Here is a 13,488-nt window from a genome sequence, read left to right as displayed (position 1 = left end):
TGAGGAAGTATGAGCAGCGTCGCCGAGGGTGAGCGTATGGCCGCCGAGCCGCCGATCGATCGTAGCGGCAGGCCCGGATCGGTCGCGCTCGTCCTGCTGCTGGCGTCCGCTTTGGTCGGGGCAGGCCTCGCGATCTCCTTCCTGCAGGACGAGGCGGCTCAGTCCTGGATCCTCGCGCTGCTCGCGGCGCTCTCGGTCGTCGGCGTCTTCGCGCTGTTCGCCGGCGCGCTCGGGCTGATCCAGTTCGCCCGCGGCGGAGGCCGGGACGACCTCGCCCGCGCCATCGCCGCCACCGCCGAAGAAGGCGTGCTCGTCACCGACGAGGGCGGACGCATCGTTTTCGCGAACGAAGCCTATCTCGATCTGACCCGGGCCGAGAACGCCGCCGCGGCCCGCACCGTCGAGCGCGTCTTCGCGGGCAACGCCGACGTCGCCGAGGCGATCTACCGCCTGGCGCAGGCCGCGCGGGCCGGAAAGCGCGCCTTCGAGGAGGCGCGGGCGACGCTGCCCGAGGGACAGGCCGCCTGGTTCCGCATCGGCGTACGACCGGTGGCGCGGCCCGGCGCCGGCGGGCTCGAGACCGTCTGGACGCTCGCCGACGTAACGGCCGAGCGTGAGCGGCACGAGAATGTCTTCCAGGAGCTGCAGCACGCCGTCGACTTCCTCGATCACGCGCCGGCCGGCTTCTTCGCGGCCGAGGGCGACGGCTCGATCGTCTACATGAACGCCACGCTCGCGGGCTGGCTCGACCAGGACCTGACGCGCGTCGGCGCGGGCTCGCTGAAGCTGAGCGACGTGCTGGCGGGCGACGGCGCGTCGCTCGTCGAGCAGGTTCAGCCCACGCCGGGCGCCACCACGACCGAGATCATCGACGTCGACCTCCGAACCCGCGGCGGACGTTCGCTGCCCGCGCGCCTGCTCCACGCCGTCGCCTTCTCGGCCGACGGGACGCCGGGCGCCTCGCGCACTCTGGTGCTCGACCGGGGCCCGGGCGCAGACGTCTCCGAGCCGCTGCGCGCGGCGGAAGTGCGGTTCGCGCGTTTCTTCAACAACACGCCGCTCGCGATCGCGACCGTCGACGCCCGAGGCCGGGTGCTGCGAACGAACGCGCCCTTCGCTAAGCTCTTCGGCGACCGGCTGCGCGGCGAAGGCGGCGCTGAGCGCATGATCGCCAGCGTCTTCGCCGAGCAGCGCGACCGCACCGTCATCGAGGCGGCGATCGCCGCCGCCGCCGGCGGGGCTGGCGACGTGCCGCCGGTCGACGTCACGCTGCCGGGTGAGGTCGGCCGCTCGGCGAGGCTGTTCGTGGCGCGCGTCGACGACGGCGAGGGCGACGATCACGAGGCGGCCGTCGTCTACGCGCTCGACACCACCGACCAGCGGGCGCTGGAGGCGAAGTTCGCGCAAAGCCAGAAGATGACCGCGGTCGGCCAGCTCGCCGGTGGCGTCGCGCACGACTTCAACAACGTGCTCACTGCGATCATCGGCTATTCCGACCTGCTGCTCGCGAACCACCGGCCGACCGATCCGTCCTTCCAGGACATCATGCAAATCAAGCAGAACGCGAACCGGGCGGCGAGCCTGGTCCGCCAACTGCTCGCCTTCTCCCGCCGCCAGACGCTGCGCCCGCAGGTCATCGCGCTTGGCGACGTGCTGGCGGACGTCCGCATGCTGCTGGCTCGGCTCGTCGGCGAGAACGTCAAGCTTGAGCTCGTCCACGGCCGCGACCTCTGGAAGGTGAAGGCGGACCTCAACCAGTTCGAGCAGGTGATCATCAATCTCGTGGTCAACGCCCGCGACGCGATGGGCGACGCCGGCGGGCTTGTCACCGTGCGGACGCGCAACGTGCCGGCGAGCGAGGTTCCCTCCTTCGGCGACGTCGAACTGACGCCGGGCGACTACGTGCTGATCGACGTGGAGGACACCGGCCCCGGCATTCCGCCGGAGATCCTCGACAAGATCTTCGAGCCGTTCTTCTCCACCAAGGAGGTCGGCAAGGGCACCGGTCTCGGCCTCTCGACGGTCTACGGCATCGTCAAGCAGACCGACGGCTATGTCTTCGCGCTGTCGGAGCCGGGCAAGGGCGCCACCTTCCGCATCCTGCTGCCGCGCTTTACCGGGGTTGAGGCGGAGGACGCCAAGCCGACGGCGGCGGCCTCCGCCGCCGCTTCCGCGCAGGACATGACCGGCCGCGGGACCGTGCTGCTGGTCGAAGACGAGGACGCCGTGCGCGCCTTTGGCTCCCGAGCGCTGGCCTCCCGCGGCTACACCGTGATCGAGGCCAATTCCGGCGTCGAGGCGCTCGAGCGCATGAAGGAGCATGGGCCCTCGATCGAGCTCGTGGTCTCCGACGTCGTAATGCCCGAGATGGACGGCCCGAGCCTGCTGCGCGAGCTTCGCAAGACGCAGCCCGACCTCAAGATCATCTTCGTTTCGGGCTACGCCGAAGACGCCTTCAAGAAGAACCTGCCCGAGGGCGAGACCTTCGCCTTCCTGCCAAAGCCGTTCTCGCTGAAGCAGTTGGTGCAAGCGGTAAAGGACACGATGGAGTCGGAGGGCTGAGGCCGGCCTGACGGCACGCGCCTCAGAGCCCGGTGTTCAAGAGGCTCGATACCGAAGCCTCCGACACGTCGCCGACGCCGCGGCCGGTCTCCTTCCCCTTGGCGAACACGATGATGGTGCTGCGGTCGGGCGCTTTCAGCGCGCGCATCGTGTCCTTGCCCTGGTCGTAATCCACCACGAACTCCCTGAACTTGCCGTAGCGATCCTCGCTCAGGAGCTTCGACAGCACGGGCTTCTGCATCATGCAGGTCGGGCACCAAGTGGCGTTGACATGGACGACGATGGGCGCGCCGGCCTTCATCGCGGCGTCGAATTTCGGCTGCGAGAACGGCTCCGACAGCGCGGGCGCGACGGACAGGGCGACGGCCGCGAGCGCGGCGGCGAATGCATGACGGCTTTTGAACACGGCGAACCTCCAATGTCTGACACCAGACGGGATACGCAGCCGGCTCGCCTCCGCGTCACTCCGTCGAGGAATCATCCGGCGGCTTCGGCAGGCCGATGCGGTAGACGCCGCGGAAATCGTCCGGGTCGACCGGCTTGCCCTTGCGGTAGATCGCGACCGCGCCGCGCTTGGCGAGCCTGACGGCCGCAGCCTTCACGCCTCCAAGCCGGCCGTGCCAATCGTCCTCGCCACGCTGCTCGGCCGCCGCCCGCGCGGCTTCTGTCGGGCAGATCGTCTTGCCCAGACCTCGCTCGGTCGCGAGCCGCAGCACCAGATCCTCGATCGTCTCGCTCATTCCGCGGCCTCGGCCCACGGCGCTCCGTCAAGCCAGCGCGCGAGATCGGCGCGGGCGCGGTCGGTCAGCATGCGCTTCTTCGCCTGCGTCTTGGCCGCGCCGCGAACGCGCCCGCCGTCGGGCGCCCGGATCGGCTCTTCGACCGGCGGGAACAGCCCGAAATTGACGTTCATCGGCTGATAGCTCTTTGGGCCTTCGCTTTCGACCGCGAGATGGCCGCCGGTGATGTGGCCGAGCAAAGCGCCGAGCGCGGTGGTCAAGGGCGGCGAGGAGGCATGCCGGCCAAGCGCCTCGGCCGCGGCGAAGCGGCCGACGAGGATGCCGATTGCCGCGCTCTCCACATAGCCCTCGCAGCCCGTGATCTGGCCGGCAAAACGAAGCCTCGGCAGCGCTTTTAGCCTGAGCGTGCGGTCGAGCAGTTTCGGCGCGTTGAGATAGGTGTTGCGGTGCAGACCGCCGAGCCGCGCGAACTCGGCGTTCTCCAGCCCCGGAATGGTGCGGAACAGCCTGACCTGCTCGGCGTGCTTCAGCTTGGTCTGAAAGCCGACCATGTTGAACAGCGTGCCGAGCGCATTGTCCTGCCGGAGCTGGACGACGGCGTAGGCCTTCTCCTCAGGTTTGTGCGCGTTGGTGAGGCCCATCGGCTTCATCGGGCCGTGGCGCAGCGTCTCCGGCCCGCGCTCCGCCATGACCTCGACAGGCAGGCAGCCGTCGAAATAGGGGGTCGTGGCCTCCCATTGCTTGAACGAGACCTTTTCGCCGGACACGAGCCCCGCGACGAAAGCCTCGTACTGCTCCTTGTTCAGCGGGCAATTCAAATAGTCCGCGCCGGTGCCGCCCGGTCCGACCTTGTCGTAGCGCGACTGCGCCCACGCGATCGAGCGATCGATGCTGTCGGCGTGGACCACCGGGGCGATCGCGTCGAAAAAGGCGAGGTCGTCCTCGCCGGTGAGCGCGCGCACCGCCTCCGCCAGCGCCGGCGAGGTGAGGGGGCCGGTCGCGACGATGGCGTCGCCCCAATCCTCCGGCGGCAGACCGGAGACTTCTTCGCGGACGATCGTCACCAGCGGGTGGTCTTCGAGCGCCTGCGTGACGGCCGCCGAAAAGCCGTGCCTATCCACCGCGAGCGCGCCGCCGGCCGGCACCTGGTTGGCGTCCGCCGCCCGCATCACGAGCGAGCCGAGCGAGCGCATCTCCTGATGCAGCAGGCCGACCGCGTTCTGCTCGGCATCGTCGGAACGGAAAGAGTTGGAGCAGACGAGTTCGGCCAGCGAGTCCGTCTGGTGCGCCTCGGTCCCGCGCGCGGGACGCATTTCGTGCAGGATGACGGGGACGCCGACGCTGGCCAGCGCCCAGGCCGCCTCGCTGCCCGCAAGACCGCCGCCGACGACGTGGATGGGTTTGGTGCTCATGCGGCGGAACCTAGCGATGTTTGGCAAGCGGGAACACCTTCGTCATCCCGGGGGCAGCCCAGGATGACGAAGGCGTCGTGGCGCGGACGCGCGAAATCCTCCGGCAGCCCGGAAAGCCCTCGTCCAGCGCTGGTCAAACAGCGAAGTCTGATGGGAAGCGCGGGAGCGCCGGGCCACCGTCAGGGGGGTAGAGTAGTTGCCGGTCGCCCGGCGCTCCACGCACGGCATTTTTGCGAACTCCGCAGACGACTCCGGGACCTTGCGGCTTTCCCGACCGAACCCGATGAGGCTCGGCCTCGGGCGAAGACTTCGTCCTCCGGCCTTTGGAGCCGGCGTTCGAAACCCTCGCCGCCACACGATCCCGCCGGCATGGCCGGCTCCCCGTCTTAGTGCGGGGCGGTCTCGTCACGTTGGCGGAAGCGAACCTCCGCCGAGGCGCTGCGGCAGCCGCCCCGGGGCGAGGACATCCGGTCATCCCCGCCGCAGGCGCCGCCTTCATCCCCGCATGGCCGGCCGGTCCGGACACGCCTTCCGACGGGGAGAAGCGAGCACAGAGGATCATAAGAGGGGATGAATGTCAAGGACTATATTCCTTGAACGCTGCAGCGAGACGTGGCGTGCTCGACGTTTCGCTCTCAACCGTCATCCCGGACGGCCGTCAGGCCGAGCCGGGATCGTCGTCAAAAAGGGGCGCTTCATCCTGGAGACGATCCCGGCTCTCGGCTGATGCCTCGGCCGGGATGACGGGCTTAGGCGCGAGGCCGCCACCTCCACGTCGTTGGCGCGCCGCCTCAAAACGAAAAAAGCCCCGGCGGGGCCGGGGCTTTTCAGTTCGGAAGACCGGCGCCGCTCAAGCGGCGACGGCCCGGAGCGCCGCGCGGCGCGAGATGGCGGCGATCTCGCTGCGGCCGACATTGATGTCGGCGAGCGTGCGGTCGTCGAGATTTGCGAGCTCGGCATAGGTCGAGCGGTAGATCTTCCAGACCTGGTACCGCTTGAGGAGGAAGGACCAGAACAGCATTTTCGTCGTCCAAAGTTCGCGGCGTAGGACCCCTTCCGCGCCCCTTGCGCAGGAAAGCGACGCCGCAGCATCGTGACGCGCATATGGGGGTGGACGACGCTTCTGCGCAATTCCTATGCAGACATTGCTGCGATGCGCGCCAGACATGGGCGGTAACCAGATCGTTAACAGCGACGATCTGTTCAAAAATCAGTCATAATTCGGAAAGAGGCGCCGCAGCGACCGATGGCGGCGGTGCGCCTAATAAAGCATCACGACGCCACGTTGATCATGCGCGCCCGATCACTCCGCGGCGTCCTTCATCGCCGCCCCTGCGGGGCGGCGCGCCAGCACCTCGGCGAGGAATCGGCCGGTATGGCTGCCCTTGTTCTTGGCGATCTGCTCCGGCGTGCCGGTCCCAACCACCATGCCGCCGCCATCGCCGCCCTCGGGGCCCATGTCGATGACCCAGTCAGCGGTCTTGATGACCTCGAGATTGTGCTCGATCACCGCGACCGTATTGCCTTGGTCCACCAACTGGTGGAGCACTTCGAGCAGCTTGGCGACGTCGTGGAAATGCAGGCCCGTGGTCGGCTCGTCGAGGATGTAGAGCGTGCGGCCGGTCGCCCGGCGGGACAGCTCCTTGGACAGCTTGACGCGCTGCGCCTCGCCGCCGGACAGGGTCGTCGCCTGCTGACCGACCTTGACGTAGCCGAGACCGACGCGCGCGAGCGTCTCCATCTTCTCGCGGATCGAGGGGACGGCCTTGAAGAATATGACGGCCTCGTCGACCGTCATGTCGAGCACGTCGGCGATCGACTTGTTCTTGTAGACGACTTCGAGAGTCTCGCGGTCGTAGCGCTTACCCTTGCAGACGTCGCAGGTGACGTAGACGTCCGGCAGGAAGTGCATCTCGATCTTGATGACGCCGTCGCCCTGGCAGGCCTCGCAGCGGCCGCCCTTCACGTTGAACGAGAACCGGCCCGGCATATAGCCGCGCGCCTTGGACTCGGGTAGGCCGGCGTACCAGTCGCGGATCGGGGTGAACGCGCCGATATAGGTCGCAGGGTTCGAGCGCGGCGTGCGGCCGATCGGCGACTGGTCGATGTCGATGACCTTGTCGAGATGCTCAAAACCCTCGATCCGCTCATGCGCACCGGGATTCTCGTTCGCGCCGTTGAGCTTGCGGGCGGCGGCCTTGAACACGGTGTCGATCAGCAGGGTCGACTTGCCGCCGCCGGACACGCCGGTCACGCAGGTGAAGGTCGCGAGCGGCACTTCCGCCGTGACGTCCTTGAGGTTGTTGGCGCGCGCGCCGACCACCTTCAGCGTCTTCTTCTTGTCGAACGGCCGGCGGCGGGTCGGCGTGCGCACTTCACGGACACCGGTGAGATACTGCCCGGTCAGGCTGTTCGGGTTCGCCATCACCTCTTCGGGCGTGCCGCGCGCGACGATCTCGCCGCCATGCACGCCCGCGCCGGGGCCGACATCCACCACGTAGTCCGCGAGCCGGATCGCGTCCTCGTCGTGCTCGACGACGATCACTGTGTTGCCGAGGTCGCGCAGCCGCTCCAGCGTGCCGAGCAGCCGTTCATTGTCGCGCTGGTGCAGGCCGATCGAGGGCTCGTCGAGCACGTAGAGTACCCCCGTCAGCCCCGAGCCGATCTGGCTGGCGAGCCGGATGCGCTGGCTCTCGCCGCCGGACAGCGAGCCGGAGCCGCGGGCGAGCGTGAGATATTCCAGCCCGACGTCGACAAGGAAGCGCAGACGGTCGCGGATCTCCTTGAGGATCCGATAGGCGATCTCGTTCTGCTTATCCGTCAGATGGTTCGGCAGGTCCTCGAACCAGGCGTGCGCGGCCTTCACCGACAGCTGCGACGCCCGGCCGATATGGCTGTCGGAGACGCGCACGGCGAGCGCCTCGGGCTTCAGCCGAAAGCCCTCGCAGACCAGGCAGGGCACGTCCGACATGTAGCGGCCGATCTCCTCGCGGGACCAGTCGCTCTCGGTCTCCTTCCAGCGCCGCTCCAGATTGCGGACGACGCCCTCGAAGGTCTTCACGGTCTCGTACGACCGCAGCCCGTCGTCGTAGACGAAGCGCACCTTCTCGTCGCCCGAGCCGTAGAGCACGACGTTCTTCGCCTTCTCCGGCAGGTCCGCCCATTGGGTGGAGAGCGAGAAGCCGTAATGCTTGGCGAGCGCGTCGAGCGTCTGGACGTAATAAGGCGAGGTCGAGCGCGACCACGGCGCGATCGCGCCCTTGCGCAGGCTGATCCCGCCTTCGGGAACGACGAGATTGGGGTCGACGCTGAGCTCGGTGCCGAGGCCGTCGCAGGCCGGGCAGGCGCCGAACGGGTTGTTGAACGAGAACAGCCGAGGCTCGATCTCGGGGATGGTGAAGCCGGAGACCGGGCAGGCGAATTTTTCGGAGAAGGTGAGGCGCTTCGGATCGCCGTTCTCGTCGGTCTCGTTCGCGAATTCGGCGATAGCGATGCCGTCGGCGAGCGCGAGCGCCTGCTCAAGACTGTCGGCGAGGCGGCTTGCGATGTCTCCGCGGATGACGACGCGGTCCACCACCACGTCGATGTCGTGCTTCAGCTTCTTGTCGAGCGTCGGCGCGTCGGCGATCTCGTAATAGGTCCCGTTCACCTTGAGGCGCTGAAAACCCTTCTTCTGGAATTCCGCGATCTCCTTGCGGTACTCGCCTTTGCGGCCGCGCACGGCGGGGGCGAGCAGATAGAGCCGCGATCCCTCCGGCAGCGCCATCAGCCGATCGACCATCTGGCTGACGGTCTGGCTCTCGATCGGCAGGCCGGTCGCGGGCGAATAGGGGATGCCGACCCGCGCCCAGAGCAGGCGCATGTAGTCGTAGATTTCGGTGACGGTGCCGACAGTCGAGCGCGGGTTGCGCGAGGTCGTCTTCTGCTCGATCGAGATTGCGGGCGACAGGCCGTCGATCTGGTCGACGTCCGGCTTCTGCATCATCTCGAGGAACTGGCGCGCATAGGCTGAGAGGCTCTCGACATAGCGGCGCTGGCCCTCGGCATAGATCGTGTCGAAGGCGAGCGAGGATTTGCCGGAGCCTGACAGGCCCGTGAACACGACGAGCTGGTCGCGCGGGATGTCGAGATCGACGTTTTTGAGATTGTGCTCGCGCGCGCCGCGGATCGAGATCTGCCGCGCGTCGCGGGCGATCTTCTCGCGCGAAGCGGCCTTGTCGAAGGCGGCCTCCAGCGCGGCCGCGCTCGATTTCGCGGCGGGCGTCGATTTTCCGGAAGGCTTGTTTCCGGAAGGCTTGGCGGCGGCGCTCGCCTTCGCGTCAGCCTTCTTTGCGCGCAAGGCCCCGTTCGCAGGGCGCGCTGTCGTCTTCGTCATGTCGCGTCGTTCCGTGACGGGAGGGCCGCCGGTCGTCGTTCAAGTCGGGTGCGCCTCGCGCGGATCAAGGAGGTCTTGTTGCTTCGTTCCGCGAATGATAGAGAACATAAATAGAACATAAACGCCAGGGGCCGGAACAGACTGGCTGAAGGCGCGCTTGTGGACAAGGCGACGCATCGGCGCGACCCGTGGCGGCGATCGGTTTAAGGTGGTGCCTCGAAGTTTAGGAGATCGCGATGGCTGGCAGCGTGAACAAGGTCATCCTTGTCGGAAATCTCGGCAGGGACCCGGAGGTTCGCCGCCTGAATTCCGGCGAGCCGGTCGTCAATCTTCGGATCGCGACTTCGGAAAGCTGGCGGGACAAGCAGTCCGGCGAGCGCCGCGAGAAGACCGAGTGGCACCAGGTGGTGATCTTCAACGAGAGCCTGGCGAAGGTGGCCGAAAGCTACCTGAAGAAGGGCTCCAAGGTCTATGTCGAGGGCCAGCTCCAGACCCGCAAATACACCGACGCCTCGGGCGTCGAGAAGTATTCCACCGAGATCGTGCTGCAGCGCTATCGCGGCGAGCTCGCCATGCTCGACGGCCGTGGCGGCGGCGGGGACGACAACGCCTATGAGGGCGGCGGCGGCGAAAGCTTCGGCCGGTCGAGCCCGGCGCCCGAGCGCCGCGCGCCTGCGCCGGCAGGCGCGGGCGGCGGCGGCGGACGCGGCGGCTATTCCGACATGGACGACGACATCCCGTTCTGAGCCGCGCTCGCGGGCTGCGCCGCGGACGCCTCGGCGCGCCAGAGCGCCGCGGCGATGCCGCTGGCCTGTAACTACCTGAATATCAATAGGTTTTTGGGCCGGGGATAAGCGCTTCGCAGTTTGGCTTTCCAAGGCGGAATCGTATAGGTTCCCGCGCGGAAGACACGACACGAAAGCTGTTTGATCTTGGCCGATCCTATCGATCCGACGTCGGGCGACCCGTCCGACGTGCGCCCCGTCTCGATCGCCGACGAAATGCGGCGGTCTTATCTCGATTACGCGATGAGCGTGATCGTATCGCGCGCTCTGCCGGATGTGCGCGACGGGCTGAAGCCGGTGCATCGCCGGATCCTGTTCTCGATGAACGAGAACGGCTATTTCCCGGATCGGCCCTATCGCAAGTCCGCCCGCGTGGTCGGCGACGTCATCGGTAAGTACCACCCGCACGGCGACCAATCGATCTACGACGCGCTGGTGCGCATGGCGCAGCCGTTCTCGATGCGCCTCATGCTCGCGGACGGGCAGGGCAATTTCGGCTCGGTCGACGGCGATCCCCCCGCGGCGATGCGGTACACCGAGATCCGGCTCGCCAAGCCCGCGATGGCGCTGCTCGCCGACATCGACGAGGACACCGTCGACTTCCAGGACAACTATGACGGCTCCGAGCGGGAGCCGACGGTCCTTCCCGCCAAGTTCCCCAACCTGCTCGTCAACGGCGCCGGCGGCATCGCGGTCGGCATGGCGACCAACATCCCGCCGCACAATCTCGGCGAGGTCGTCGACGCCTGCGTGGCGCTGATCGAGACGCCGGAGATGGAGCTCGAGCAGTTGCTCGAGATCGTCCCAGGGCCGGATTTCCCGACAGCCGGGCGCATCCTGGGCCGTGGCGGCATCCGCTCGGCCTATTCCACCGGCCGCGGCTCGGTTGTCATGCGCGCCAAGGTCGACACCGAGGAGATCCGCAAGGATCGCGAGGCGCTGATCGTCACCGAGCTGCCCTATCAGGTGAACAAGGCGCGGCTGATCGAGCACATCGCGGACCTCGTGCGCGACAAGCGCGTCGAGGGCATCTCGGACCTGCGCGACGAGAGCGACCGCCAGGGCATGCGGATCGTGATCGAGCTCAAGCGCGACGCCGTCGCCGACGTCGTGCTGAACCAGCTCTATCGCTACTCCGCGCTACAGACGACGTTCGGCGCGAACATGGTCGCGCTCACGGGCGGCCGCCCTGAGCTGATGACGCTCAAGGACATGCTGACCGCGTTCGTCGCCTTCCGCGAGGACGTGATCAGCCGGCGGACGAAGTTCCGGCTGAACAAGGCGCGCGACCGGGCGCACATCTTGGTCGGCCTCGCGATCGCGGTCGCAAACATCGACGAGGTGATCCACCTCATCCGCACCGCGCCGGATCCCGCCACCGCCCGCGAGCGGCTGATGGCGCGCGACTGGCCGGCGCTCGACGTTGCGCCGCTGGTGGCGCTGATCGACGATCCCCGCCACGGCCTGTCGGAGGAGGGGACTTACAAGCTCTCGCAGGAGCAGGCCCGCGCCATCCTCGATCTGCGGCTGCAGCGCCTCACCGCACTCGGGCGCGACGAAATCGGCGAGGAGCTCGACAAGCTCGCCGCCGAGATCGCCGACTACCTCGACATCCTGCGTTCGCGCGAACGGGTGCAGGCCATCGTGCGCGAAGAGCTGCTCTGGGCAAAGGCGCAGTTCGCCACGCCGCGCCGTACCGAGATCCTGGAATCTGACGCCGATTTCGAGGACGAGGACCTCATCCAGCGCGAGGACATGGTCGTCACCTTCACCCATGGCGGCTACATCAAGCGCGTGCCGCTCGCGACCTACCGGTCGCAGCATCGCGGCGGCAAGGGCCGCTCGGGAATGGCGACCCGCGAGGAGGACTTCGTCAGCCGCCTGTTCGTGGCGAACACGCACACCCCCGTGCTGTTCTTCTCCTCGCTCGGTCAGGTCTACAAGGTGAAGGTCTGGCGGCTGCCGCTCTCCGCGCCCCAGGCCCGCGGCAAGGCGCTGATCAACATGCTGCCGCTCGACGAGGGCGAACGCATCACCACGATCATGCCGCTGACAGAGAACGAGGAGGATTGGGCGCGCTACGACGTGATGTTCGCCACCTCCGGCGGCACCGTCCGGCGCAACAAGCTCAGCGACTTCGTCAACGTGAACCGCGCCGGCAAGATCGCGATGAAGCTCGACGAGGGCGAATCCATCGTCGACGTGCAGATCTGCTCGGAGGAGGACGACGTCCTGCTCACCACCCATGGCGGCCAGTGCATCCGCTTCCGCGTCGGCGATGTGCGCGTCTTCAAGGGCCGCGACAGCGTGGGCGTGCGCGGCATCGCTCTCGCCGAGAGCGACCGGGTGATCTCGCTCTCCATCCTCCGCCGTTTCGAGGCGACCCCCGCCGAGCGCACCGCTTATCTCAAGCTCGCGAACGCGGTGCGGCGGGGCCAAGGCGAGGATGTCGCCGATAATGCCGGCGCCGAGGCGGAGTCCGAGGCCGAGGACGGCGGCGACATCGAGCTCGGTCAGGACCGCTACAGCGCGATGGGCGCGGCGGAGCAGCTCATCCTCACGATCTCGGAGAAGGGTTACGGCAAGCGATCCTCGTCTTTCGAGTATCGCGTCACCGGTCGCGGCGGCAAAGGCATCACCGCGATGGTCACCAATGAGCGCAACGGGCCGCTCGCAGCCTCCTTCCCGGTGGAGGAAACCGACCAGATCATGCTGGTGACCAACGCCGGCCAGACCATCCGTTGCCCGGTTCATAACATCAGGATCGCCGGCCGCACGACGCAGGGGGTGACGGTGTTCAAGACGGGCGATGGCGAGCGCGTCGTCTCCGTCGAGCACATCGAGGAAACCGGCGACGAAGACGGCGAGGAGTGACGGCCGCACGTCGGGCTTTAAGCAAGCCTTAGGCTTAAGGCTCTTTAAGCGTTGTGCGCGGCCTGCCGGAACAGGCAGACTTCGCGAACGGCCCGGTGGGGGAACGGCTACCCGGGATGTGGGAACGCATCCCTATCCTGGTTCGACTCCAGGCTGGGCCTCCAAATTCGAAACGGCGTCTCTCGCGGGAGGCGCCGTTTTCTTTTGTCGATCGGGGACGCCGCCCGGCCGCTCCCCCGCGGCCGGGCGATCCTCATGCGCGTTCGGAACGGAGAGGGGCGGTGTCCGATCCGTCGCCCTTTCGAGGCGGGGGAGCGACGCCTGAGGCGGAGCGCATTCTGGCCGCCGCGCTTGAACACAGACCGCAGCCGACGTTCATCGCCTGTTCACGGCTCGAACGCCGCGCGGTCAGCCGGCCGAGGCGAAGCGCAACCCGCACAGGCCGACGACCACGAAGCCGGCGCTGACGACCTTCAACGGCGTCATCGCTTCGCCAAGAACGATCGCGCCGACCGCAAGCGCGCCGAGGCCGCCGACGCCCGTCCAGACGAGATAAGCGAGCCCCAATGGCAGGGTTCTCATGGCGTAGGCCAGCAGGCCAAGGCTCGCCGAGACGGAGACGATCGCCGCGACCGAAGCGACGGGCCGCGTGAAGCCGTAGGACTGCTTCAACGCATAGGAGAAGATGACCTCGATCATCCCCGCCAGCACTAGACACGCCCAGGCCATCGCTGCTCTCT

Annotated in this window: 9 protein-coding genes and 1 tRNA gene; 4 read left to right on the top strand and 6 right to left on the bottom strand. The window is 67.6% G+C overall.

All coding sequences use genetic code 11. From position 1 onward, the window contains the following. Window positions 1-9 precede the first annotated feature (9 nt). Entirely contained in the window at window positions 10-2,562 is a 2,553-nt protein-coding gene (cckA, locus tag EYR15_RS02605; protein ID WP_131001303.1) for a cell cycle histidine kinase CckA, read from the top strand. A gap of 22 nt (window positions 2,563-2,584) precedes the next feature. Here cckA and EYR15_RS02600 read toward each other — a convergent pair whose 3' ends face one another. From EYR15_RS02600 to uvrA, 5 genes are all read right to left on the bottom strand, one after another. After that, window positions 2,585-2,968: a thioredoxin family protein gene (locus EYR15_RS02600; protein ID WP_165455403.1), complete on the bottom strand. Its 384-nt coding sequence runs from the start codon at window positions 2,966-2,968 to the stop codon at window positions 2,585-2,587. 55 nt (window positions 2,969-3,023) lie between these two features. After that, on the bottom strand, window positions 3,024-3,302 hold the full coding sequence (locus tag EYR15_RS02595) for a DUF3253 domain-containing protein (protein ID WP_131001301.1): 279 nt from the start codon (window positions 3,300-3,302) through the stop codon (window positions 3,024-3,026). Continuing rightward, complete coding sequence (trmFO, locus tag EYR15_RS02590; RefSeq protein ID WP_131001300.1) at window positions 3,299-4,714, bottom strand: methylenetetrahydrofolate--tRNA-(uracil(54)-C(5))-methyltransferase (FADH(2)-oxidizing) TrmFO; 1,416 nt, start codon at window positions 4,712-4,714, stop codon at window positions 3,299-3,301. The genes EYR15_RS02595 and trmFO overlap by 4 nt, the downstream gene beginning before the upstream one ends. An 850-nt stretch (window positions 4,715-5,564) precedes the next feature. After that, window positions 5,565-5,735: a DUF1127 domain-containing protein gene (locus EYR15_RS02585; protein WP_131001299.1), complete on the bottom strand. Its 171-nt coding sequence runs from the start codon at window positions 5,733-5,735 to the stop codon at window positions 5,565-5,567. 282 nt (window positions 5,736-6,017) lie between these two features. After that, window positions 6,018-9,089 (bottom strand): excinuclease ABC subunit UvrA, encoded by a 3,072-nt coding sequence (gene uvrA, locus EYR15_RS02580; RefSeq protein WP_131001298.1) that lies wholly within the window; start codon window positions 9,087-9,089, stop codon window positions 6,018-6,020. Window positions 9,090-9,325: 236 nt separating this feature from the next. Here uvrA and ssb point away from each other — a divergent pair, with 236 nt between their 5' ends. The 3 genes from ssb (at window position 9,326) to EYR15_RS16940 (ending at window position 12,912) form a co-directional block, all read left to right on the top strand. Continuing rightward, window positions 9,326-9,835, top strand: a complete 510-nt coding sequence (ssb, locus tag EYR15_RS02575; RefSeq protein WP_131001297.1) for a single-stranded DNA-binding protein — start codon at window positions 9,326-9,328, stop codon at window positions 9,833-9,835. 186 nt (window positions 9,836-10,021) lie between these two features. After that, window positions 10,022-12,748 carry a DNA gyrase subunit A gene (gyrA, locus tag EYR15_RS02570; protein WP_131001296.1) on the top strand — a complete coding sequence of 909 codons (2,727 nt, stop codon included), beginning with the start codon at window positions 10,022-10,024 and terminating at the stop codon, window positions 12,746-12,748. A gap of 89 nt (window positions 12,749-12,837) precedes the next feature. Beyond that, window positions 12,838-12,912: transfer RNA gene (locus tag EYR15_RS16940), tRNA-OTHER, on the top strand. Window positions 12,913-13,156: 244 nt separating this feature from the next. Here EYR15_RS16940 and EYR15_RS02565 read toward each other — a convergent pair. Beyond that, on the bottom strand, window positions 13,157-13,477 hold the full coding sequence (locus EYR15_RS02565) for a DMT family transporter (protein ID WP_131001295.1): 321 nt from the start codon (window positions 13,475-13,477) through the stop codon (window positions 13,157-13,159). Window positions 13,478-13,488 lie beyond the last annotated feature (11 nt).

It is taken from the genome of Hansschlegelia quercus (genome assembly GCF_004310425.1).
GTDB lineage: Bacteria > Pseudomonadota > Alphaproteobacteria > Rhizobiales > Methylopilaceae > Methylopila > Methylopila quercus.
This window is presented reverse-complemented; position numbering and strand designations above follow the sequence as displayed.

Bases quoted from the DNA above. Each gene is read 5' to 3' on its own strand.
- cckA (WP_131001303.1), top strand. From the start codon at position 10: ATGAGCAGCGTCGCCGAGGGTGAGCGTATGGCCGCCGAGCCGCCGATC.
- EYR15_RS02595 (WP_131001301.1), bottom strand. From the start codon at position 3,302: ATGAGCGAGACGATCGAGGATCTGGTGCTGCGGCTCGCGACCGAGCGA.
- ssb (WP_131001297.1), top strand. From the start codon at position 9,326: ATGGCTGGCAGCGTGAACAAGGTCATCCTTGTCGGAAATCTCGGCAGG.
- EYR15_RS02585 (WP_131001299.1), bottom strand. From the start codon at position 5,735: ATGCTGTTCTGGTCCTTCCTCCTCAAGCGGTACCAGGTCTGGAAGATC.
- EYR15_RS02565 (WP_131001295.1), bottom strand. From the start codon at position 13,477: ATGGCCTGGGCGTGTCTAGTGCTGGCGGGGATGATCGAGGTCATCTTC.
- trmFO (WP_131001300.1), bottom strand. From the start codon at position 4,714: ATGAGCACCAAACCCATCCACGTCGTCGGCGGCGGTCTTGCGGGCAGC.
- uvrA (WP_131001298.1), bottom strand. From the start codon at position 9,089: ATGACGAAGACGACAGCGCGCCCTGCGAACGGGGCCTTGCGCGCAAAG.